The sequence below is a fragment of the Mesotoga sp. HF07.pep.5.2.highcov genome, assembly GCF_003666285.1.
Taxonomy (GTDB): Bacteria; Thermotogota; Thermotogae; order Petrotogales; family Kosmotogaceae; genus Mesotoga; species Mesotoga prima.
This window is the reverse complement of the sequence record NZ_JFHJ01000195.1, coordinates 1-1,532: the sequence shown is the minus strand read 5'-3', so window position 1 is coordinate 1,532 and position 1,532 is coordinate 1. Positions and strand designations below refer to the sequence as shown.

Annotated in this window: 1 protein-coding gene; it reads left to right on the top strand. The window is 49.2% G+C overall.

Features of this window, described 5'->3' with window-relative positions; all coding sequences use genetic code 11:
• A partial coding sequence (locus BG32_RS04025; RefSeq protein ID WP_121526437.1) for a tripartite tricarboxylate transporter permease occupies positions 1 to 1,508 on the top strand: 1,508 nt, incomplete at its 5' end.
• Positions 1,509 to 1,532 lie beyond the last annotated feature (24 nt).

The window sequence follows — 1,532 nt, the reverse complement described above, 5'->3', positions numbered from 1 at the left end:
TTGAACAGATACTCGCCGCGATAGATCTCAGGTTCATTTTCCTGGTATTTGTCGGTGCCTTTGCCGGACTTGTTGTAGGCGCCATGCCGGGGCTTTCGGTGACTATGGCCACCGCGATTCTTGTTTCGGTAACCTTCACGTGGACGGTCAACGACGCTATGGCTCTTATGATGGGAGTTTATGTCGTCGGAGTCTTCTCCGGGGCTATATCCGCGATACTCATAAACATCCCAGGAGCTCCCGCATCGGTCGCAACGACACTTGACGGCTTTCCTATGACCATGAAGGGACAGGCCAGAAAGGCTTTACGAGTTGCTACCGTCTATTCTTTTGTAGGTACTCTTTTTGGTCTGATAATGCTGGCCTTACTCGCAAAACCAGTTACAAAGATTGCCCTACAGTTCTCGCCAATGGATTACTTTCTGCTTGCCCTCTTCGGCCTTACCACTGTCGGATCCTTGACGTCAAAGAACTTCCTCAAAGGATTGATCAGTGCAACACTGGGAGTAATAATAAGCTTGATTGGAATCGATCCGATTATGGGCACACCGAGATTCACTTTCGGCTCGATGAAGCTTCAAGCAGGTATTTCGCTGATAGCAGCTCTGATCGGCCTGTTCGGTTTTTCGGAGATTCTCGTTCAGATAGGGCAGCGCTCACTCGAACCGATAGCCGGTAAGCTGGGGAAAGAGAAGGTCGGTTTTCGGCAACTTATGAGGCACATTCCCCTTTCACTCCAGTCGGCTGTGATAGGGACCTTCATAGGTGCGCTGCCAGGCACGGGAGGCCCAGTAGCTTCTCTAATTGCTTACGATCAGGCGAAAAAGACGGTCAGAAAACCCGAAGTTCCATTTGGCGAAGGGGCCGTTGAAGGGATAGTTGCAAGCGAATCTGCAAACAATGCCTGCATAGGAGGCGCACTTATACCCATGCTGACACTTGCTGTGCCCGGAGACGCCGTTACTGCCGTTCTTCTGTCTGCAATGTACGTCCACGGCTTGAGACCCGGTCCTCTGCTTTTCACGCAGACTCCCGACCTCTTCTACGTAATACTGGCTGCCGGGTTAATTGGATCGTTGTCGATAATTGCTCTTGGAATCGGTGTGGCTCCACTAATGGCAAGGATGGTACTGATTCCGAAGAAGATCCTTCTTCCTGTGGTCGCAATCTTGTGTATAATCGGCGCTTATGCAATAAATTCAAGTGTTTTCGACGTCCTGATTATGGCCATCTTTGGTCTAATTGGCTTCGTCATGAGAAGGAAGGGATACTCGGTGGCGCCAATGGTTCTCGGTATTGTGCTGGGATCATTGATGGACGCTAACTTTAGAAGGGCGGTATCGCTTGCTTCGGCAGGAGACAATCTGATAATCTCAATGTTCTCAAGACCCATCAGCATTATTCTTATTGTCTTCATTCTTATATCACTGTTTTCCAATTTCAAGTTTGTCAAGACCGGGGTGAGAAAACTCTTCTCCGGAAGGTCTGACAAAGGAAAGGAGCATTGAAAATGATAGCCTTTGCTTCAAAGC